Source organism: Amycolatopsis lurida (genome assembly GCF_900105055.1).
Taxonomy (GTDB): domain Bacteria; phylum Actinomycetota; class Actinomycetes; order Mycobacteriales; family Pseudonocardiaceae; genus Amycolatopsis; species Amycolatopsis lurida.
In genome coordinates this window covers 4,572,139-4,591,369 of sequence record NZ_FNTA01000004.1, presented here as the reverse complement: position 1 = coordinate 4,591,369, position 19,231 = coordinate 4,572,139, and the positions used below count along the sequence as shown (strand labels likewise).

General features: G+C 69.0%; 22 protein-coding genes and 1 pseudogene. 10 read left to right on the top strand and 13 right to left on the bottom strand.

Features of this window, described 5'->3' with window-relative positions:
- Positions 1 to 3 precede the first annotated feature (3 nt).
- On the bottom strand, positions 4 to 447 hold the full coding sequence (locus BLW75_RS27030; protein ID WP_034314844.1) for an ATP-binding protein: 444 nt from the start codon (positions 445 to 447) through the stop codon (positions 4 to 6).
- A 120-nt stretch (positions 448 to 567) separates the two neighbouring features.
- Here BLW75_RS27030 and BLW75_RS27025 point away from each other — a divergent pair, with 120 nt between their 5' ends.
- Positions 568 to 1,287 (top strand): VIT1/CCC1 transporter family protein, encoded by a 720-nt coding sequence (locus BLW75_RS27025; protein WP_034314747.1) that lies wholly within the window; start codon positions 568 to 570, stop codon positions 1,285 to 1,287.
- A 190-nt stretch (positions 1,288 to 1,477) separates the two neighbouring features.
- On the opposite strand, the gene BLW75_RS27020 is transcribed toward BLW75_RS27025, so the two are convergent.
- On the bottom strand, positions 1,478 to 2,938 hold the full coding sequence (locus BLW75_RS27020) for a peptide MFS transporter (protein ID WP_034314743.1): 1,461 nt from the start codon (positions 2,936 to 2,938) through the stop codon (positions 1,478 to 1,480).
- Between the two features lie 208 nt (positions 2,939 to 3,146).
- Here BLW75_RS27020 and nhaA point away from each other — a divergent pair, with 208 nt between their 5' ends.
- From nhaA to BLW75_RS27000, 4 genes are read left to right on the top strand one after another with little or no spacing between them, the layout of a single operon-like run.
- Positions 3,147 to 4,343 (top strand): Na+/H+ antiporter NhaA, encoded by a 1,197-nt coding sequence (nhaA, locus tag BLW75_RS27015; protein WP_034314739.1) that lies wholly within the window; start codon positions 3,147 to 3,149, stop codon positions 4,341 to 4,343.
- A 51-nt stretch (positions 4,344 to 4,394) separates the two neighbouring features.
- The gene (locus BLW75_RS27010) at positions 4,395 to 4,889 is read left to right on the top strand and encodes a phage holin family protein (protein ID WP_091598385.1); all 495 of its coding nucleotides are present in this window, start codon (positions 4,395 to 4,397) and stop codon (positions 4,887 to 4,889) included.
- A gap of 15 nt (positions 4,890 to 4,904) precedes the next feature.
- Positions 4,905 to 5,828 carry an alpha/beta fold hydrolase gene (locus BLW75_RS27005; RefSeq protein ID WP_034314735.1) on the top strand — a complete coding sequence of 308 codons (924 nt, stop codon included), beginning with the start codon at positions 4,905 to 4,907 and terminating at the stop codon, positions 5,826 to 5,828.
- A complete protein-coding gene (locus BLW75_RS27000; protein ID WP_034314733.1) occupies positions 5,825 to 6,229 on the top strand; it encodes a DnaJ family domain-containing protein in 405 nt (134 codons plus the stop codon). Before BLW75_RS27005 ends, BLW75_RS27000 begins: the two co-directional genes overlap by 4 nt.
- Here the strand turns inward: BLW75_RS27000 and BLW75_RS26995 are convergent.
- From BLW75_RS26995 to nth, 4 genes are read right to left on the bottom strand one after another with little or no spacing between them, the layout of a single operon-like run.
- A complete protein-coding gene (locus tag BLW75_RS26995) occupies positions 6,226 to 7,410 on the bottom strand; it encodes a MarP family serine protease (RefSeq protein ID WP_034314730.1) in 1,185 nt (394 codons plus the stop codon). The genes BLW75_RS27000 and BLW75_RS26995 overlap by 4 nt on opposite strands.
- 6 nt (positions 7,411 to 7,416) lie before the next feature.
- Positions 7,417 to 8,124 carry an NUDIX hydrolase gene (locus BLW75_RS26990; protein ID WP_034314726.1) on the bottom strand — a complete coding sequence of 236 codons (708 nt, stop codon included), beginning with the start codon at positions 8,122 to 8,124 and terminating at the stop codon, positions 7,417 to 7,419.
- Entirely contained in the window at positions 8,121 to 8,717 is a 597-nt protein-coding gene (locus BLW75_RS26985; protein ID WP_034314723.1) for a TlpA family protein disulfide reductase, read from the bottom strand. Before BLW75_RS26985 ends, BLW75_RS26990 begins: the two co-directional genes overlap by 4 nt.
- Entirely contained in the window at positions 8,714 to 9,397 is a 684-nt protein-coding gene (gene nth / locus BLW75_RS26980) for an endonuclease III (protein WP_034314720.1), read from the bottom strand. The genes BLW75_RS26985 and nth overlap by 4 nt, the downstream gene beginning before the upstream one ends.
- A 237-nt stretch (positions 9,398 to 9,634) precedes the next feature.
- Here nth and BLW75_RS26975 point away from each other — a divergent pair, with 237 nt between their 5' ends.
- From BLW75_RS26975 to dnaN, 4 genes are all read left to right on the top strand, one after another.
- On the top strand, positions 9,635 to 9,886 hold the full coding sequence (locus BLW75_RS26975; protein ID WP_005166943.1) for a hypothetical protein: 252 nt from the start codon (positions 9,635 to 9,637) through the stop codon (positions 9,884 to 9,886).
- Positions 9,887 to 10,045: 159 nt separating this feature from the next.
- Positions 10,046 to 10,720, top strand: coding sequence for a Crp/Fnr family transcriptional regulator (locus tag BLW75_RS26970; RefSeq protein ID WP_003081747.1), 675 nt, complete (start codon positions 10,046 to 10,048; stop codon positions 10,718 to 10,720).
- A gap of 463 nt (positions 10,721 to 11,183) precedes the next feature.
- Complete coding sequence (locus BLW75_RS26965; RefSeq protein ID WP_198935770.1) at positions 11,184 to 12,446, top strand: MFS transporter; 1,263 nt, start codon at positions 11,184 to 11,186, stop codon at positions 12,444 to 12,446.
- Between the two features lie 9 nt (positions 12,447 to 12,455).
- Entirely contained in the window at positions 12,456 to 13,520 is a 1,065-nt protein-coding gene (gene dnaN, locus BLW75_RS26960; protein ID WP_034314718.1) for a DNA polymerase III subunit beta, read from the top strand.
- Between the two features lie 56 nt (positions 13,521 to 13,576).
- Here dnaN and BLW75_RS26955 read toward each other — a convergent pair whose 3' ends face one another.
- From BLW75_RS26955 to sp36, 7 genes are all read right to left on the bottom strand, one after another.
- Positions 13,577 to 13,828 carry a glutaredoxin family protein gene (locus tag BLW75_RS26955; RefSeq protein ID WP_034314716.1) on the bottom strand — a complete coding sequence of 84 codons (252 nt, stop codon included), beginning with the start codon at positions 13,826 to 13,828 and terminating at the stop codon, positions 13,577 to 13,579.
- Positions 13,825 to 14,595 (bottom strand): MBL fold metallo-hydrolase, encoded by a 771-nt coding sequence (locus BLW75_RS26950; protein WP_034314713.1) that lies wholly within the window; start codon positions 14,593 to 14,595, stop codon positions 13,825 to 13,827. Before BLW75_RS26950 ends, BLW75_RS26955 begins: the two co-directional genes overlap by 4 nt.
- Positions 14,592 to 15,404: an NUDIX hydrolase gene (locus BLW75_RS26945; RefSeq protein ID WP_034314710.1), complete on the bottom strand. Its 813-nt coding sequence runs from the start codon at positions 15,402 to 15,404 to the stop codon at positions 14,592 to 14,594. Before BLW75_RS26945 ends, BLW75_RS26950 begins: the two co-directional genes overlap by 4 nt.
- 89 nt (positions 15,405 to 15,493) lie before the next feature.
- Positions 15,494 to 16,639: a hypothetical protein gene (locus BLW75_RS26940; RefSeq protein ID WP_034314707.1), complete on the bottom strand. Its 1,146-nt coding sequence runs from the start codon at positions 16,637 to 16,639 to the stop codon at positions 15,494 to 15,496.
- Between the two features lie 38 nt (positions 16,640 to 16,677).
- Positions 16,678 to 17,307 (bottom strand): hypothetical protein, encoded by a 630-nt coding sequence (locus tag BLW75_RS26935; RefSeq protein WP_034314705.1) that lies wholly within the window; start codon positions 17,305 to 17,307, stop codon positions 16,678 to 16,680.
- Entirely contained in the window at positions 17,307 to 17,762 is a 456-nt protein-coding gene (locus tag BLW75_RS26930; RefSeq protein ID WP_034314703.1) for a RidA family protein, read from the bottom strand. The genes BLW75_RS26935 and BLW75_RS26930 overlap by 1 nt, the downstream gene beginning before the upstream one ends.
- A 12-nt stretch (positions 17,763 to 17,774) precedes the next feature.
- Complete coding sequence (gene sp36, locus BLW75_RS26925) at positions 17,775 to 17,936, bottom strand: Sp36 family protein (protein WP_005166970.1); 162 nt, start codon at positions 17,934 to 17,936, stop codon at positions 17,775 to 17,777.
- Positions 17,937 to 18,065: 129 nt separating this feature from the next.
- On the opposite strand from sp36, the pseudogene BLW75_RS26920 reads away from it, so the two are divergent.
- A pseudogene (locus tag BLW75_RS26920) lies at positions 18,066 to 19,009 on the top strand (esterase/lipase family protein).
- Positions 19,010 to 19,231 lie beyond the last annotated feature (222 nt).

Genomic DNA, 19,231 nt, shown 5'->3' with positions numbered 1-19,231 from the left:
GACTCACCCCCGCTCGACGACGAAACCGCCCTCACCGTCGAAACCGACGGTGTACAGCTCGTCGAAACCGTCTTCGGCGCTCGGGCGCCTGAGGCGTTTCAGCGTCGCATACAGACTGACGTCGGGCACCCGGGTTTTCCCTTTCCGGCGCGCGTTGCGCTCCCGGGAGCCTTCGAGATCCGGCGGGAACCAATACCCTAGGACCCGCGCGCCGTACCGTTCGGCGACTTCGACCAGTGGCGCCCATTCCTCCGGTGAGGGGTTGGTGTTGTCCACCACCACCGAACGGCCGTCCTCCAGCGCTTCGGCCAGCATCCGCAGCTGCCGAGCCTGCGGCCGCCGGGCATTGGGGAAGGTGTCCTTGCTGACGTGGACGTGCGTCCCCGCGAACTCGCGCCGGAAGAACGTCGACTTCCCGGACGCCTGGAGCCCGATCAGGATCACCATCTCCGCCACGGACACAACGTAGCCGATGGGTTAGGTAAGGCAATAGTCAATAAGGATTGCCTCTATTCACCGAAACGGCGTTCGCTCGCCGGATACCGTTCTTTGTGTTTCACTGAAAAGGTGACCGATACCGTATCGACTTCACATCCTCACGAACCGCACGAGGACCTGAGCGGCAAGCTGAACTGGCTGCGCGCCGGGGTTCTCGGTGCGAACGACGGGATCGTCTCGGTGGCGGGCATCGTGGTCGGCGTCGCGGGCGCGACCACCGACTCCACCACGATCGCCACCGCGGGAATCGCCGGGCTCGTCGCGGGCGCGCTTTCGATGGCGGGCGGCGAATACGTCTCCGTGAGCACACAGCGCGACACCGAACGCGCCCAGTTGCGGCTGGAAAAGCGCGAACTGAAAGAGATGCCCGAGGCCGAAGAACGGGAACTCGCGGAAATCTACGAGGAGAAGGGCCTTTCCGCGGAACTCGCCGCCGAGGTCGCCCGCGAACTGACCGAAAAGGACGCGCTGCAGGCGCACGCCGAGGCCGAACTCGGTATCGATCCGGACAATCTGACCAGTCCGTGGCAGGCGGTGTGGGCGTCGCTGGTGGCGTTCACCGTCGGCGCGCTCCTGCCGCTGCTGGCGATCGTGTGGACGCCGACCTCGGCCAGGGTCTGGGCGTGCGCGTCGGCGGTGGTCGTCGGGCTGGCGCTGACCGGGATCGTCAGCGCGAAACTGGGCGACGCCCGCGTCGGCCGGGCGATCGCGCGGAACGTCGGCGTCGGCGCGCTGACGATGCTGGTGACCTACTACGTCGGCGTGCTGTTCGGGACCACCGTCGGGTAGCCCGGCCCAGCGGTCTCGCGTGTCGTCCGTCCAATCACGCGTGTCGTCCGTCGGATCACGCGTGTCGTCCCTCCGATCACGCGGACGCTCGGCCACCTGAAGCAGCGAAAGGGCCCTTCACCGCTTCCTCCGCGGTGAAGGGCCCTTTCAGCACGTTCGAGGATCGCTCGTCAGTGCGGCATGAAGCGCGTCAGTGAACGCCCTTCATCAGCTTGCGGATCATCGGCGTCGCCACCAGGAGCGCCACACCGACCACGATGGCCACCCCGCCGACGATGCTGAAGTACGGCGCCTCGTCCTCCACCGTGTAGAACTCGGCGAGCTTTCCGGACATCGCCGTACCGAGCGAGATGGACAGGAAGTTCAGCGCCACCATCTGCGTCCGGAACGCCTCCGGCGCGAGTTTGGTCGACAGCGAGAGACCGACCGGCGAAAGCATCAGTTCCGCCATCGTGAACACGAACAGGATGCCGGCCAGCGCGAGCAGCGGGCTGGCGTTCTTGCCGCTGCCGACCATCGGGAGGAACAGCAGGAACGCCACGCCCATGGTGACCGTGCCGAGCACGAACTTGATCGGCGAGGACGGCTGCCGCGAACCCAGTTTGGTCCAGATCGCCGCGATCACCGGCGCGAACAGGATGATGAACACCGGGTTGATCGAGTTGACCCACGCCACCGGCATCTCCCAGCCGAAGATCGTCCGGTTGAGGCGTTCGTCGGTGTAGGCCGCGACCACGGTGAACTGCTGCTGGTAGAGCGAGAAGAACGCGGCGCTCGCGATGAACATCGGGATGAACGAGTACACCCGGCTGCGTTCCTCGGAGGTGATCTTCTTGCTGCTGATGATCACCACGAAGTAGATCACCGAGATGACCGCGACGGCCCAGACGACGACGTCGACCAGGTTCGCCGGGTTGATCACGCCGAAGACCACGAGCAGCACGATCGCGGCGACACCCACCGCGGTGCCGCCGAAGACCAGCGGGCGCTGCGACGCGGGCAGCGGGTTAGGGATCTCGCTCGCCTTCTCGCCGAGGTTCTTGCGGCCGATCGTGTACTGGATCAGGCCGAGCGCCATCCCGAACGCGGCGAGCCCGAAGCCGACATGGAAACCGATCTCGCTCTGCGCGAGCCCGGTCAGCAGCGGGCCGACGAAACCACCGACGTTCACGCCCATGTAAAAGATCGTGAAACCGCCGTCACGCCGCTCGTCGCCAGGCGCGTATAGCGTTCCGACGATGGCGGTGGCGTTGGACTTCAGCCCGCCGCTGCCGACCGCCACGCAGACGAGGCCGACACCGATTCCCGCGAGACCGGGCAGCACGGCGAGGCTGATGTGGCCGATCATGATCAGGATCGCGCTGTAGAACAGCGTGCGTTCCGAGCCGAGCACCCGGTCCGCGACCCAGGCGCCGATCACCGCCGACAGGTAGACCATGCCGCCGTACGCGCCGACGATGCCGAGAGCGGAGGCCTTCGGCAGCGCCAGGCCGCCCTGGCTGACTTCGTAGTAGAGGTAGATCGGGAGGATGCCGAGCATCCCGTAGTACGAGAAACGCTCCCACATCTCGACGCCGAAAAGGTTCGCGAGCCCTCGTGGGTGCCCGAAAAACCTCGTGTCTCGCTGGACCTCGGTAGAGGTACTCACCATGCCGTCCTTAGTGAAGACATCGTTGTCGGTTTCCGGTTGTCATGCTAGAAGCCCACCATGTGGACCGGACACCGACGTCCGCATGATCTCTGTGGCAGCTGTCATGAAGGCGAGATTTCCGCAGCTTGAGGCATTAAAATCGCGTCAAGGTGCGCCGGGAAGTCTGGTCGGCAACAGTGTTCGTCGTTGCCGAAACCCGGAGGATGCCTTGTCCGGCCCCACCCGCCCCGCGAAAGCCGTCGCCGAGTTCGCCCGTTACCTCCGCACGGAGACGACCGGCGGGATGATCCTGCTCGGCGCCACCGCGATCGCCCTCATCTGGGCCAATTCGCCCATCGACGACATTTACCGCGCGATCCGCGATTTCCGGGTGGGCCCCGAATTCCTCCACCTGAATCTGACGATCGGCGACTGGGCGAAGGACGGCCTGCTCGCGCTGTTCTTTTTCGTCGCGGGGCTCGAACTCAAACGCGAACTCGTGGTCGGCGAACTTTCGCGGTTCAAGCAGGCGATCCTGCCGGTGGTCGCCGCGATCGGCGGCATGATCGTCCCGGCGCTGGTCGCGCTCGCGGTCGGCTGGGGGACGCCGGGCATCGAACGCGCGTGGGCCATCCCGGTCGCCACGGACATCGCGTTCGCGCTGGGCGTCCTCGCTCTGACCGCGTCGAACCTGCCGAGCAGCGCCCGCGTCTTCCTGCTCTCGCTCGCGGTGGTCGACGACCTCGGCGCGATCCTGGTCATCGCGATCCTGTTCACCGCGAAGTTCGACCTCGTCGCCGCGGGCGTCGCCGTCGTCGCGCTCGCGCTGTACGCCTACCTGCAGAAGCGCCGCGTCCGCAGCGCCTGGATCTACGTGCCGCTGGCCTTGATCACCTGGGTCGCGGTGCATTCGGCGGGCATCCACGCCACGATCGCCGGCGTCGCGCTCGGCCTGCTCACCCGCGTCCGCGCCGACGATGGCGAGGAGCACGCGCCCGCGATCCGGCTCGAACACCGGTTGCAGCCGTGGTCGGCCGCGGTCGCGGTGCCGTTGTTCGCGCTGTTCGCCGCCGGGATCAAGGTGGACAGCGAATCGCTGAGCGCGGTTTTCACCACGGCGTTGCCGCTGGCCGTGCTGGTCGGCCTGGTCGGCGGCAAGCTGGTCGGGATCTTCGGCGCCAGCCTCCTCGCGGTGAAGTTCAAGCTCGCGGAGAAACCCAGGGGCATGGGCTGGCGGGACATCGGCGCGTTGTCGATGCTCGGCGGTGTCGGGTTCACGGTGAGCCTCTTGATCGCCGATCTCGCGCTCGACGGCGAAGCCGTGGACCAAGCCAAGATGGCGGTCTTGATCGCCTCGGCCATCGCCTCGCTGACGGCCGCCGCGATGCTGCTGCACCGCAGCCGGGTGCACGCGCGCGAAGATTGAGAATGCGACACTCGCCGGTCCGCCGCGCCCGTGATCGGGGCACGTGGCACGATGACCGGTGTGAGCAGCCCCAAGCACGAACGTACCGGCCCCGACGGCGTGGGGGCCGTGCCCTACCTCCCCCTGTCGAGCGATGACGACGTGGTAGCGAGCGAGCAGTCCCTCGGGAAACTCGTCGGCGATGCCACACAACACGTCTCGACGCTGATCCGCGCCGAGGTCGAGCTGGCCAAATCCGAGGTCGTCGCGGAGGCGAAGAAGGGCCTCAAGGGCGCCATCTTCTTCCTGGTCGCGCTGGTCATCGGCCTGTACAGCTCGTTCTTCTTCTTTTTCTTCCTCGGCGAGCTGCTGTCCGAGTGGCTGATGCGCTGGGCGGCGTTCGCGATCGTGTTCGGGCTGATGCTCGTCGCGACGGCGGCCGCGGGCTTCCTCGGCTACCGCAAGGTGAAGAAGATCAAGGCACCGGAGCGCACGATCAACAGCTTCAAGGACACCGCCGCCGCGTTCAAGCCGCGTCATGACGACGCGCCCGCGGACCGCGACTGAGAAGTCTTCGAGTCGGTGCAGGCGACACCGGATCCGTCGATCGTGCGGATCGACGGTCCGTGGACCCATCGTGACGTCTCGGCGAACGGCATCCGGCTGCACGTCGCCGAACTCGGCGACGGACCGCTGGTCGTGCTGCTGCACGGGTTCGCCGAGTTCTGGTGGGCCTGGCACCACCAGTTGACCGCGCTCGCCGGCGCCGGTTTCCGCGTGGTCGCGGTCGATCTGCGCGGCTATGGCGACTCCGACAAACCCCCGCGCGGCTACGACGCCTGGACGCTCGCGGGTGACGTCGGCGGGCTGATCAAGTCGCTCGGCGCGCGCAAGGCCCATCTCGTCGGGCATGCCTGGGGCGGCATGCTCGCCTGGACGGTCGGCGCGCTGCACCCGCGGTTGGTCGCGTCGGTCAGCGTGCTGGGCGGCGCGCATCCGCTGGCGTTGCGCCGGGCCGTCCGGCGGCCGGGGCAGCTGCGCGCTTCGGGGCATCTGTTCCGCTTCCAAATGCCGATGGCGCCGGAAAAATGGCTGGTCAAGGACGACGCGCTCGCCGTCGAAGAGCTCTTCCGCGCCTGGTCCGGTCCACAGTGGACGGACACCTCCGACTTCACCGAGACGGTGCGGACGTTCCGGCAGGCGATGCTGGTGCCGGGGGTGCCGCACAGCGCGCTCGAGTACTACCGATGGGCGTTCCGCGCGCAGTTCCGCGGCGAAGGACGCCGGTTCAGCGAAGCGCTGCAAGGCCGCTTCGCCCCTCGCGTGCTTCAACTGCACGGCGAGGAAGACCGGTGCGTCCTGCCCGACACCGCGGCGGCGTCTCGCCGCTGGGCCCCTGAAGCCCGTCTCGAACGCTGGCCCGGAATCGGCCACTTCCCGCATCTGGAGGCCCCGGAGCGCACGTCGGCCGCGCTGCTGGACTTCTTCCGTATCTTGGAAGCATGACCGAACGCAAACCGACGGGCGTGTCGTTCGAGTCCTGGGTGGACAGGCAGATCAGCGCCGCGGAGGCGAAGGGCGAGTTCGACGACCTCCCCGGCGCGGGGAAGCCACTGCCGAAGACCGACGGCAAGGACACCGCGCTGGCCTGGGTGGTGAACAAGGTGCGCGCCGAGGGGCACGACGTTTCGGCGCTGCTGCCGCCTTCGCTGGCGATCGCGAAGGAACTGGACGACCTGCCGGACACGCTGGCTCGGGTCCGTCGTGAGGCGCGAGTGCGGGAGATCGTCGAGGACCTGAACGAACGGATCCGCGCCGAGCACCGGCGTCCCGCGGGCGGTCCGGTGCTGCGAGCACGGCCGCTGGACGTGGAGGAGACCGTGGCCTCCTGGCGCGAAGGCCGCTAGTTCGCGCAGGGCCCCGTCGACGTGTTCGCGCTCAGCGCGGGAGCCGTCTCCACCACCGGCCGCACCTGCTCGGAAGTCAGCGTGAAGCCGGTCTCCGGATCCTCGACCGCCGCGCCGAAGACCACCCCGATGACCTCGCCTTCGGGGTTGATCATCGGCCCGCCCGAGTTGCCGCTGCGCACCTGCCCGCGCACGGTGAACACGTCGCGCTGCACGGTGTTGGCCTCGTAGATGTCCGGCCCGCGCAGGTTGATCCGGCCGCGCACTCTGGCGGGCGTCGCGGTGTACGGCCCGTCGAGCGGGTAGCCGAGCACGATCGCGTTGTCGCCTGCCCGCGCGACCCGCGGCGTGAACGGGAGGACCGGCGCCTGGAGCCGCGGCACCGCGAGCACGGCCACGTCGGCCTCGGGGTCGAAGTAGACGACCCTGGCCGGGAACTTGCCGGAAGTCGATTCGATGGCGACCTCGTCGGTCCCCGCGACGACGTGCGCGTTCGTCATCACGCGCTGCGGCGCGACGACGAATCCGCTGCCCTCCAGCGCCCGCGAACACGAAGTCGCGTTGCCGCGGATCTTCACGACACTGCGGTGCACCTGTTTGACGATCGCGCTCGCCTGCAGCGCGGTGTCCGGCGGACTGGTGTCCTCGACGTTCGGCTTCTGGAACGGGTCCACAATGGACGGGAAGCCGGAGGCGTCCAGCAGTTTGCGCAGTTCGCTCGGGAAGCCCTGCGCCGCCTCGGGCATGACGTCGTTCACTTCGCCGAGCACGACCGAGCTGTTGATCGACTTGGCCAGCCCGGGCACTCCCGAAACGGCCGTCAGCGGCGTCGCGATCAGCCACGCGACCACGAACACCACGGCGGCCTGCACCACCGCGCCGAGCGTCTTGTCGACGCCGGAAAGCTTGTCCGGGTTGATCTTCTGCCGCAGCTTCCGCCCCGCCCAGACCCCGAGGGTCTCGCCGAGCGCGACCAGGAACACCACGGTGGCCACCGCGAAGGCGACCTTCGCCGCCGGATGCTCGAAGAGTTCGACGATCAGCGGCGCGATCTTGATCCCCGCCAGCGCGCCGAGCACCACCCCGACCAGCGAGGGGAGGGCGATGATCACCCCCTGGAACGCGCCGGACACCCCCGCCAGCAGCGCGAGGAGGATCACCAGTACGTCGACCCAGTTCACCGGCGCCTACTCCTTCTCCGGCACTTGCCGCCCGTCGACCCGCGCCTGATGTTCGGCCAACGCTACGTCAAGCTCCCGGACGTCGCCGTGGTCCCAGTCCCGTTCCCAGCCGCCGAGCGACAACGTCATCGCCAGCAGGCCGCCCGTGAACCCCCAGACGAACATCCCGCCGACGTCGAACGCGGGCCCCTTCCAGTCGTAGCCCTCGCGGGTGACCTGGAACCGGTTGGCCGGATCGGCGAGCTCGGCGATCGGCACCCTGGCCACCGCCGCGGTCTCGCCGGGATCGACGGCGTGCACCGGCGACGGCGTCCGCCAGTAGGCGAGCACCGGCGTCACGGCGAAGCTCGACACCGGCACGAAGAGCTCCGGGAAGACCGCCACCGGCAGCACTCCCGAGGGTTCGACGCCGGTCTCCTCTTCCGCTTCGCGCAACGCGGTGCCGACCGGCCCGCCGTCCTCCGGTTCGGCACCCCCGCCGGGGAAGCTGACCTGCCCGGCGTGCGAGCCGAGCGTGTCGGCGCGGCGCTGGAGCAGGACGTCGGGCCCCTGCGGGCCCTCGCCGAAGAGCATCAGGACGGACGCGGACCGGTAGGTCGCGTCCCGCGGCACGCTGAACCGGCTGAACGCGTCCGCGCCGACCTCGCCGCTGATCTTGACCAGCGGCTGCAACCAGGCGGGCACGGCCTCCGGGTCCACGAGGGGGCCGGTCATGGTGTCCCTTCCACAGCGGCGCGCACCTGGTCAGTGTTCAGGAAGACGCGTGGGTTCTCGATGAGCCGGACGTCGCCACCCGCCGTGACCAGGTACGTCGCCGGGAGGGAGGAAGGGACCTTTAGTGCCGTCCGCACCGGACCCGACTGGCCATCACCGTCGAACACGGACGGCAGCCGGACACCCAGCTCGGCCAGCATCGCCAGCCCGTCGGCTCCGGAACTCGCGACCTGGACGAGGAGCACGCGCGCGGCACCGGGCTGCGCGGCGTACTTCTGGAGCAGCGGCAGTTCGGCGCGGCACGGCTCGCACCACGACGCCCACAGGTTGACCAGCACAGGGCCGCCCGAGACCACCTTCGCGAGGTCGACCCGGGAGCCGTCGCCGAGGCATTCGACGTCGACTCCGCGCAGCTTCGCCACTTCGCCCGGCCCAGCCGGTGGGCAAGGGGCGAGCGCGGCCTTCGCGCGCGCGGCCGTGAGATCCCCCGACGTTTTGGCGGGCGCCTGGCCGTCACGCGTCGTGAGCAGCGCGACGATCAGGGCCACCACCAGCACGGCGGCGCCGAGGGCCAGTTTGGTGACCCTGGTCACCGGCGGGCCGCCAGGTCCAGGATGTGCTCGCGTTCTTCGCCCTTGACCAGCTTCGCGGCCTCTTCGAACCCCGTCGGGCCGAGTCCGTACGAGGGGCACATCTTCGCCAGCGGGCAGGCCCCACAGGCGGGTTTACGGGCGTGGCACACGCGACGGCCGTGGAAGATCGTCCGGTGCGAGAGGAGCGTCCACTCCTTGCGCGGGATCAGCTCGCCGACGGCGTGCTCGACCTTGACCGGGTCCTCCTCCTCGGTCCAGCCCCAGCGGCGGACGAGACGGCCGAAGTGCGTGTCGACGGTGATCCCGGGAACCCCGAAGGCGTCGCCGAGCACGACGTTGGCCGTCTTGCGGCCGACACCCGGCAGCGTGACGAGGTCTTTCAGCTTGCCGGGCACTTCGCCGTCGTAGCGCTCGACCAGGGCGGCGCCCAGCCCCATCACCGAGTTCGCCTTGGCGCGGAAGAACCCCGTCGGCCGGAGGTACTCCTCGAGTTCGGCGCGGTCGGCGCCGGCGTAATCGGCGGCCGTCCGATAGCGGGCGAAGAGCGCGGGCGTGACCTGATTCACGCGGACGTCGGTGGTCTGCGCCGAAAGCACGACCGCGACCAGCAATTCGAGCGGAGTGGTGAAGTCAAGCTCACAGTGCGCGTCCGGGAACTCGTCGTCGAGGCAACGCTTCATCCGCCTGGCGCGTCTCACCAATGCGAGCCGGCTTTCACCCTTGCCACCCGCACGGGGGGCGTTGGTGGGGGCAGGAGGCACCCCGATAGCCTACGGGCGCCATCGGACGAGCCAGTGGGAGCACCCGCCGGTCGACGGCCGACACGCCAGAGCACCACCTCGGCGCTTCGATCGAGGACGCCATGAGCGAGGATCTGGAGTAATGCACAACTTTTCGGAATTCCCGGGGCAGGGCGCATGACCGTCTGGTTCGTCATCCTGGTGCCACTGGTGATCATGTTCTTCGCGCTGTTCATGGAACGCGTGGAGACCAGGCTCAAGCACGTCGCGGTACAGGAGAACGAGGTCGAGGAGTTCCTCGAGCAGGCTCAGCCCAACGAGGTCAGGGCCCTTTACGGGCACGGCATCGGGCGCGCGCTCGAGCTTTTCCGGCTGCGCAGGCTGGGCGGGAAGGCGGCCAGGCTTCGCGCGCGACGCGTGCGGAGTTAGGCTCCACGTTCGAGCGAGATCGTTCCCGGCCGCCCGCACGTTCGGCGTGCCGACGAGCGATCTCGCGCGCACGACCTAGACTGACGCGAAAAGTGATCGACGACACGGTCCTCGGCAGAATGAGGATCGACGTCGTATCTCGATGAGGAGGCACCCGAGGTGGACGAAACCCTGGCCCGAGCGGGCATTTTCCAGGGTGTTGAGCCGGCAGCCGCCGAGGCGCTGGCACAGACCTTGGAATCCGTGGAGTTCCCTCGCGGGCATGTCATCTTCAACGAGGGTGAACCCGGCGACAAGCTTTACATCATCCAGTCCGGCAAGGTGAAGATCGGCCGCAAGTCACCCGACGGCCGCGAGAACCTGCTGGGCATCTTCGGCCCGTCCGACATGTTCGGCGAGCTGTCCATTTTCGACCCCGGCCCGCGGACGTCCAGCGCGACGACCGTGACCGAGGTCCGCGCGGTGACGATGGACCGCCCGGCGCTGCGGCAGTGGATCTCCACCCGCCCGGAGATCGCCGAGCAGTTACTGCGAGTGGTCGCCCGTCGGCTGCGCCGGACGAACAACATGGTCGCCGAGCTGATCTTCACCGACGTTCCCGGCCGCGTGGCGCGTGCGCTGCTGCAGCTGGCGCAGCGCTTCGGCAGCCAGGAAGCCGGCCTGCTGCGGGTCACGCACGACCTGACGCAGGAAGAGATCGCCCAGTACGTCGGCGCCTCGCGCGAGACCGTCAACAAGGCTCTCGCCGACTTCGCGCACCGTGGCTGGCTGCGGCTCGAAGGCAAGAGCGTGCTGATCCTGGACCCGGAGCGCCTGGCCCGCCGCGCCCGTTGATTTCAAGTACGTGAAGGCCCCCTTCATTGCGCTAGACGCAATGAAGGGGGCCTTCACGTACTTGCGCTGAACACAGTGCTCGACACAACGAAGAGCCGGGCGCCACCCCCGACGTGGCGCACCGGCTCTTCGCTGTGCGCGGACCATCCCCCGACGATCCGCGCTCCCCGCCCTCCGGAACAAGGCCCCGACCCGTACGCCGGAGGGAGCTGGAGTCTGTGTGATTGTCGTTCAACCATCCACGGCCATCGGCCGTGAACTCAAGCTCTTTCACTCTCAAGGACGCCAAACGCGTCGATTTGTTGCCCCGAATGACCCAGAATGGACCGACTGTTACCCGATCGTGATGAATCGAGGGCGCTTCGATCCGCGTAGTACCCAAAACCGGTGGTGACCAAACTTACCGCCACAGATCTGGTACTCGCGTACCAAAGTGTTCATACTGGTACGCGTGTCCCAGTCTGTGTCCGCTTCCGCCGAGAGCCACCGCACCTCCCTCGCCGACTACCGAGCCGCGCTGACCGCGCCCGGATCCCGCGGGGCGGTGATCGCGTCCCTGCTCGCCCGCCTGCCGATCGCGATGATCGGCATCTCCGCGCTGCTCTACGTCCAGCGCGAGACAGGCTCCTTCGCCTCGGCCGGGCTGGTTTCGGCCGGGTCGCTGGTGGGCGTCTCCGTCGGCGCGGTCGTGCAGGGACGGCTCATCGACCGCTTCGGGCCGACAAGGCCGCTGCTGACCACCACGGTGCTGTTCGCGCTGGCGATGACCGCGCTGGTGTTCGCGATCGAGGCGCACGCGCCGACCCTCGTGCTGGTCCCGCTCGCCTTCGGCACCGGGATCACGGAACCGATGGTCGGTTCGGCCTCACGCGCGCTGTGGACCCGCCTGCTGCCCGCCGGGCCGACGCGGAACGCCGCGTTCTCCTACGAGGCGATCAGCATGGAGGTCTTCTTCATCCTCGGCCCCGGGTTCGCGGGACTGCTGATCGCCGCGCCGTGGGCGGGCACCGGCATCGTGACCGGCTCGCTGACCATGATCGCGGGCGCGGTGCTGTTCGCGCTGAGCCCGACCGTGCGCGCCTGGGGTCCGTCGCCTTCGTCAGGCGGCAAACTGCTCGGTGCGCTGGCCAGCCCCGGGATGCGCACGCTCGCGGTCGCCGCGCTGGGCTTCGGCGCCGTGATCGGGTTCGTCGAGGTCGCCGTCCCGGCGGCCGCCGCCGAGGCGGGGAACACCTCCATCGGCGGCCTGCTGCTCTCGGCCTGGTCGGTCAGCTCGGTCGCGTTCGGGGTCGCGTACAGCCTGCGCCCGTGGCCGCGTCAGATGGGCCTGCGGTTGCCGGTGCTGCTGGCCGGATTCGGCGCGCTGGTGGCGCTGCTCGCGCTGCCCGGCTCGCTCTGGGGCCTCGCGCTCGCCATGCTCGCCGCGGGCGCGCTCATCACACCGCAGTCGACGACGCATTCGGCGGCCATCGAGATCGCCGCGCCGAAGGGCACAGCGGCCGAGGCGTTCGGCTGGGTGCTCACCGCGGTGACCCTCGGTCTCGCGTTCGGGCAGTCGATCAGTGGCTACCTGGTCGAGCACGCCGGGCACGAAGCGGCCTTCCTCGCCGCCGGCGGTGTCGGGTTCGCGCTCGCCGCGGTGGTGTGGCTGTTGCGCGGCACGTTCCGCCCGCAGCCGGCCGGAGCCGTCGCCGAAGCCCCCGAACTTGTCGGTGCCGCCCGCTAGCTTGCGGGCATGGACCTGACTGCCGCCACCCGCTCCCTCTCGTCCGCCGTTTCCGCCGCCGCCCGGCTGCTCACGGCCCGCTCCGGCCTGCTCCTGCGCGCCGGGAAGAACGGGCTGACCGTCGGCGGCAGCGACAGTGAACGGACGGTCCGCCTTACCGGTGACGCCATGGTCCACACCGACGGCGAGGTGATCGTCCCGGCCGGACCGCTCGCGGAAACACTGCGAATGCTCGAAGACGACCTGGTGCGCCTGGTCGTCGAGGGTTCGCGGCTGGCCGTGCGGGTCGAAGGCGGCCGTTACGCGCTTCCGCTGCTGAGCCGGGAACTGCACCTCCCGGACCTGCCGCCGAAGGTGTCCGAAGTGGACGGTCACGCGCTGGTGACGGCGTTGCGCACCGTCGCGGGCACGGCGGCGAAGGACGACGCACTGCCGATGTTCACCGGCGTCCGCGTGCAGAGCTTCAGCCGTGAGCTGCGGCTGACGGCGTCCGACCGGTACCGGATGGCCGTGGCCACCCTGCCACTGCGGTCCGAAGGCGAGCCGATCGACGCGCTCGTCCCGGCAGGCCTCCTCGCGGAGACGGCGAAGCAGGCACGCGGCGTCGTCGGCCTGCACGGCGACAAGACCCGCTTCGGGCTGAGCTGGGCCGGAGTCACCGTCACCACCGCCGTACTCGACGCGGGATTCCTGTCGGAGAAGCTGATCGAGTCGTCCACTGTGGACACCACGGTCGAGGTCGGCGCCGACGCGCTGGCCGCCGCCGTGCGCCGGGTTGGCGTCTACGCGGACGATCGCCGGGTATTGACCTTGGAGGTCGGCGACTCGCATGTGCGGCTGGCCAGTTCCAAGCAGGACACCGGGGAGGCCGAGGAGACGTTGAAGGCCGAGGTTTCGGGCGGCCGGACGTCACCTTCGTTCCAGGCGCGTTACCTGCTGGACGCACTGCAGGGTTTCGCTGGGGAACGGGTGCGGCTCGAGATCCAGCCCGGGATGCGGGCCTGCGTCATCCGTGCGGTGGAGCCGGGCGAGGTGAAGCTGACGTACTACGTGATGCCGATGCTGGCGCGCTGATACTCGCCTCGTGAGTGGCAAGGACGGTTAGAACCGTCCTTGCCACTCACGAGGAGTCAGGCGGAAGCGGCCTTCACGGCGGCCTCGATCTCACCGAACGAGGGGTTCACCATCGCCTTCGAGCCGACGAAGACCGTCGGCACGACCTCGTTCCCGTTCGCCACCGAACGCACCCGCGCGGCGGCGTCCGGATCCTCCCAGATGTTGACCCTCTTCACCTTGAAACCGCTCTTCGACAGCGGCCGTTCCAGCGCGGCGCAGAACCCGCATCCGGGGCGCCAGTAGAACTCGACCTCGACGTCACTCATTCGCCGTCCTCCGACCTCAAGTAGTCCAATTGTGCCTGCACACTCCACTCCGCGGGCGCCCACAGAGCCTTGTCGACGTCGGCGTAGACGACCTCGACGACCTGGCGCGGGGTGGCGTCGGCGCCGAGCTTCTCCAGCGCGGAACGCACCTGGTCGAGCCGTTCTTCCCGGTGCGCCAGGTATTCGCGCGCGGTCGCGGCCAGGTCGGGCAGTTCGGGGCCGTGCCCCGGAAGTCCGATGGTGCCGCCGGGGAGGCCGATGAGTTTCCGCAGCGAGCGCAGGTAGTCGCCGAGGTCGTGGAGCACAGTGGTGCCGCGGCCGAGGATGGTGTCGCCGGTCAGGATCTGCCCGTCGGACACGAGGCAGATCGAGTCGCCGGTGTGGCCGGGCGTGTGCAGCACCGACAGCCGGAGACCGGCCGCCTCGATCATCTCACCGTCCACAAGGGACTTCCCGCCGACGCAGAGCGACTCGTCGAAGGCCCGCACCGGGGCACCGGCGCGCTCGGCGAACCAGGGCGCGCCCTCGGCGTGGTCGGGGTGGTGGTGGGTCAGCACGATCAGCTCGACGGCGCCGGTTTCCGCCAGCAGCGTCAGATGCTCGACGTCTTCGTGACCAGGGTCGACGACAACGGAGCCGGCCGCGCCCGGCCCGCGCAGCACCCAGGAATTAGTGCCCTCCAACGTCATCGACGACGGGTTGTGCTCCAGCAACACGGAAGCCGTCGGCGTGACCTGGCGCAGCACGCCGTACGCGGGGGCGCTCATGCCGGGTCCAGGACGACGCGGACCTTGTCGCCTTCGCGCACCAGCGTCGGCATGATCTTCGAGATCTCGCGCTCGACGGCCTGAGCCGCGGCCGCCGAGCCGAATTCGCCCAGTTCCGCGAGCGTCATCCAGGTCGGTGGCATGAGCATGCGACGCCCTTCCTTGGCATCGGCGATGGCCTCCTCGGGCCGCTGCCAGCCGGAGCTGACGGCCTCGGAGGTGGCGCCGTCCGCCTGCTGCCCCTCGGGCAGCACGGCGACGAAGAAGCAGGTGTCGTAACGGCGCGGTTCCTGCGGCGGGGTGACCCAGTTCGCCCACGGGCGCAGGAGATCCGCGCGCAGTGTCAGGCCGTTGGCTTCGAGGAACGCGGCGAGGGAGAGTTCCCGGGAGACCAGCTTCGCGCGGGCGTCGTGGTAGGGCGTCGTGTCGGTGACGACGGCGTCCCCGATGCTCGCGAGCAGCACGCCCGACTCCTCGAACGTCTCCCGCACGGCCGCGCACACCAGGGCGCGGGCGAGCGATTCGTCGCAGCCGAAGCGTTCCGCCCACCACGCGGGCTCCGGGCCCGCCCAGCTGACGGAGGTGTCGACATCGCGGGAATCCACGCCACCGCCCGGGAAGACGGTCATCCCGCCGGCGAACGGCATGCCCTTCACCCGGTGCTGCAGGAAGACCTCGACGCCGTCGGTGCCGTCGCGGAGGAGGATCACGGTCGCCGCGTCCTTGGGTGTCACCGGCACGCCGTCGGCGTTGGCGCGAGTGCCCACCCCGGCCCCCACCGGGATGTCGAATGTCAGTTCTTCAGCCACACCAGCAACCTAACATCGCGATTTGGCACCTGGTTGCGATCGTTGCGCGTGCAACTATCGCAACCAGGTGCCGAATTGCGTGGGACTTGCTAGGACCAGCTCGAACCGCTGCTGCGCGAAGCACCGTTCAGCCGGATCTTCGCCGCTTCGGCGCGCTCCCGTTCGGCGAGCTCGGCGTGCAGCTCGCGCAGGAGCGCGCGGTCGCGCTCGCTCAGGCTGGGGTCGTCGAGGTCGAGAGCGGGCAGCTCGACGACCTCGTGCATGCTCGGCTTGCCCGTGGCGATCTCGCGGCCCTTTTCGGGGTCCTCCTTGAGCGCCTGGCGCAGCTGCGCCACCTCGGCCGGAGTCAGGTCGGCCGTGCGCTCGGCGCGGGTCTCCGCCCGCGACTTGCGCGGTGCCGCCGACTCCGCCGAAGACGACGGCGTCGCCGCGGGTGCCTGCTGCACGATCGGCACCACCGGCGCGATCGGCTCGACCGGTTCGTGCGTGCCGCTGCCGACCGGTCGCAGCCCGTGCCTGCTCGGCTGCTCCTTGACCGGCTCCGGAGCCGGGGCGGGAGCGGGCGGCGGGGTCACCGGCTCGGATCGAAAGTCACTGGAGTGGGTACTCCCGGTGACCCAGACAGGACTCGCGGCCGACGACGCGGCCTGGTGGTACGCGGACCGTGCGACGCCGGGGCCTGCGACCTCGACGACCGAACGGATCCCCGCGCGGCGAAGCGCGGTGTCCACACGGAACGCGACCGCGGGCGGGTTGCCCTCCGGGCCGATCTCGACCAGGACCACCCGCTGCGGCAGCGCGCCGGGCACGCTGCCCGCCGGCGTGTTCCGCCACACCGCGTGCACCGACCGGACGTCCGGCAGCACCTGCAGGGTGCGGTCGAGCGCCTCGACGAGACCGAATTCGGGCTGGTTCTCACCGGTGAACCGGTGGGTGAGCACCGGCTCGTCCTCCTCGACGACCAGCAGGTCGTTCGCCAGGGTGGCGTCGGACCTGCTCATCTCCAGGACGAGCGCGAGTTCACGCTGTTCGGCCGAGCTCACCGGGATCTTCCCCGCGATCAGGGTGCCGGTGGTGAGCTCCACCGCTTCGTCGATGTGCGCACGCGCGATCAGCTCACGCGCTTCGGTCAAAGCACTGTCGTCGATCCGACCCGCCAAGGCCAGTAACAGGTTGTGCAGGCGCAGGGGCACCGAGAACCCGTCCATGGGCGGGCCGTCGTGGACCTCCACCATTGCTCTGCTCCCTCCCGGCTCGCCTGGTGGAGCGAGCGTTAAGCGGCGACCAGCCGACTTCCGGTGTCCACCGCGCCCACACAGATCAGCTCGGAGTTGGCGAGCGCGGTGCGGTGATAACCGGTGAGGTCGATGCTCGGCGGGAGAACCTCGACGCCGGGCTCCTCGTCACCCAGCACGCGCAGGACGCGCTGCAGTTCGCCGGTCAGCCTCGGCAGCCCGTTGAGCGCCGTGACCAGGAGGACTCGTTTCGCCCCACCCTCGCCGACCACACCGAGGTGTCGCCAGCTTTGCCGCACTTCACCCACATCCGGCCGTCCCCGCAACGTCGCGTGGATCAATACGGACACAGAGTCGACGGAGTTCACCCATTCGGGCGCACTCTGCGTGAATGTGTACCTGGTCTCGGTGACGTCGTCTACCCCCAGGGTGGAACTCACCTGATGCCAGTCGGCTCCGTGAGGAATGAGCCCGGCGACTAGCAGGCGATACTCGGTTTGATCCAGGTCGATCCTGTGCTTAAGCAAAGACCTGGGCAGGGTCCGCGCGAGCGTGCCCATCGCGCCCTCGCCCAGCCAGTCACGGAACCGCCACAGGAGCTGGTCCGGCAGCCGTCCGGCCAGCCGGAGCAGGAGCTCGTGCGAGGACCGTTCGATGTCCGGGTCCATCACTTCACCTCCACGATCAGTTCGATCTCGACCGGCGCCCCGATCGGCAGCTCGGCGACCCCGACGGCCGAGCGGGCGTGGATACCCGCCTCGCCGAAGATCTCGCCGAGCAGCTCGGACGCACCGTTGATCACCGCGGGCTGACCGGTGAAGCCCTCCGCGGACGCGACGAAGCCGACGACCTTGACCACCCGCACGACGTTGTCGATGCCGACGACCGAGTCGACCGCGGCGAGGGCGTTGAGGATCGACGTCCGCGCGTACTGCTTCGCCTCTTCGGGGCTGACCTCGGCGCCGACCTTGCCGGTCGCCTCGAGCTCACCCTTGACGAAGGGCAGCTGCCCGGCCGTGTAGACGTGCGAACCCGTGCGGACGGCGGGCACGTAGGCCGCCAGCGGGGCGGCGACGGCAGGCAGCTCGATACCGAGCTCGGCGAGTCGATCGCTCCAGGTCATGGCTTCAATCCCTCAGTTCTTCGCTCGTTTGAGGTAGGCGACGTGCTGCTCGCCGGTCGGGTTCGGGAGCACGGTGACGAGCTCCCAGCCGTCCTCTCCCCACTGGTCGAGGATCTGCTTGGTGGCGTGGATCAACAGGGGGACGGTCGCGTACTCCCACTTGGTGGCGCTCATGTCCGGGAGCGTAGCCAAACCGGCAAGCGCGCCCGACACACATGCGCGAAACCCTCTCGCGACCCGTTCGCCGAATTCCCGTCGATGTGGTTCACTTCACACCTACTCGGGAGTAGATAGGACGCCGACATGCGGACGACGAAGTCCCTCGCCGCCACCTTCCTGGCCGCGACCCTTGCCCTGATCTGCGCTTCACCGGCGAACGCCGACGAGGAACTCCCCGTTCCATGGACCCTCGCCGCGGCGCTGCCCGCGCAGGCGGCGAATCCCGGCGGCCCGCCACCCGGCGCGAACGACTTCGACTGCCGTCCGAGCGAGGCCCATCCGAATCCGGTGGTGCTCACCCACGGCCTCAGCGCCAACCAGACGGTGAACTGGCAGACGTTCGCCCCGCTGCTCAAGAACAACGGTTACTGCGTCTTCTCCCTGACCTACGGGGTCCCGGGGAAGCCGCTGCCGATCTACCAGCCCGGCGGCCTCCTGCCGATGGAGCAGAGCGCGAAGGAGCTTTCGGCGTTCGTCGACAAGGTGCTCGGCGCGACCGGCGCGTCCAAGGTGGACCTCCTCGGCCATTCCGAAGGCACGTTGATGCCTTCCTATTACGTGAAATTCCTCGGCGGTGCGTCCAAAGTGGACAAGTACGTCAGCCTGACCCCGCTCTGGGACGGCACGACCTTGCTCGGTGCCTCGCATCTCTACGCGCTCGCCGTCGCGCTGGGGCTCGCGCCCGGGTTCAACGGCATCCTCGATCCCGCCTGCGGCTCGTGCCGCCAGTTCCTGCGCGGCTCGGAATTCCTCACGAAACTGCGGTCGGGCAACGGCGTCTTCCAGCCGGGCGTGACCTACACGAACATCATGACCGCTACGACGAGGCCGTCGTCCCGTACACGAGCGGCATGGGCAAGGGCCCGAACGTGAAGAACATCGTCCTGCAGGACAGCTGCGTGCTGGACCTGGCCGAGCACGCCGGCGTCGCCGCCGACCGCAACGCGGCCGGGCACGTCCTCAACGCGCTGGACCCGGCGCACGCGAAGCCGGTCCCCTGCGTGCCCGCGACCCCCATCGGCTCGTGAGTGAGTGGGGCCGTTAGCGCCAAGGGTGGCTTAGGTTCCTACCGCCGGTGCGCGAGCGGCGGTGTCGCTTGACTGGACGGACGACACGCGGCGGAGCCCCGGGCGCGGTCGTGTCGTCCATCCAGTCACGCGTGTCGTCCCCCGGATCACGCGTGTCGTCCGCCGGATCACGTGACATCGCCGGTCAAGTCTCGTGAGCGGTAAGGACGATCCAAATCACTC